This window comes from Nocardia sp. NPDC004722 (assembly GCF_053601505.1).
In genome coordinates this window covers 1-1,043 of the sequence record NZ_JBSGBY010001119.1, presented here as the reverse complement: position 1 = coordinate 1,043, position 1,043 = coordinate 1, and the positions used below count along the sequence as shown (strand labels likewise).

1 protein-coding gene is annotated in these 1,043 nt (G+C 73.0%); it reads left to right on the top strand.

Annotated elements, in window-relative coordinates; translation table 11 throughout:
* Window positions 1–110 precede the first annotated feature (110 nt).
* Window positions 111–1,043 (top strand): ROK family protein (locus tag ACWELQ_RS46215; RefSeq protein WP_452403277.1); only part of this gene is annotated, 933 nt, incomplete at its 3' end.

Here is a 1,043-nt window from a genome sequence, read left to right as displayed (position 1 = left end):
GCGCGGTCCGGTGCGGCCGGACGCGCGGGTGCGGGATCCGGCGGCGGCGATCCGCGGCCGGGGGGTGGTCGGCGCGCCAAGTACGTGCCCATCGACGTGACCATCAAGGCATGAGGGGCGGTGAGGATGTGCCGTTGACCGTGGGAATCGACGTGGGCGGCACGAATATCCGGGCGTCGGTGGTGGACGGTGCGGGCGAGGTGCTCGACACCGTGACCGCGCCGACCCCGCATTCCGCGCGGGCGCTCGAGGACGGCTTGGCGCGCGCGGTGCGCGAACTGTGCGCGCGGCACACCATCAGCGCGGTGGGGCTCGCGGTGGCGGGTTTCGTCGACGAGGACCGCGCCACCGTGCGTTTCGCTCCGCACCTGCCGTGGGAGGACGCCCCGGTCGCGCAGCGGTTGACCGACCGCCTCGGCCTGCCGGTCATCCTCGAGCACGACGCGAATGCCGCACTGTGGGCGGAATATCGCTTCGGCGCGGCGGCGGGCGGCCGCAATGTGGTGCTGGTGGCGATCGGCACCGGCATCGGCGCGGCCCTGCTCATCAACGGTCAGCTGTATCGCGGAAGCTTCGGTGTCGCACCGGAACTCGGCCATCTCCAGGTGGTGCCGAACGGCCGCGCCTGCGCCTGCGGTAAACGCGGCTGCTGGGAAAGGTATTGCAGCGGAACGGCTCTGGTGGACACGGCCATCGAGCAGTTGGCCACCGATCCGCAGCGCTCCACCTTGCTGGCCCGCGAATCCGGCCGCGATCCGGGTTCCCTGACCGGTCGCCGGGTGGCGGGCGCGGCGCAGGACGGCGACCCGGTCGCCCTCGAGGTGATGGCCGACTTCGCCCGCTGGCTGGGCCTGGGCCTGGCCTTCGTCAGCGACCTGTTCGACCCGGACCTGATCGTGGTGGCGGGCGGCGTCAGCACCTCGGCCCCGCTGTTCCTCGACGATGCCCGCGAGCACTACGCCGCCTCGATCACCGGTGCCCGCCACCGCCGCCTGGCCCGCATCCGCACCGCCCAACTCGGCGAGGCCGCGGGCATGATCGGC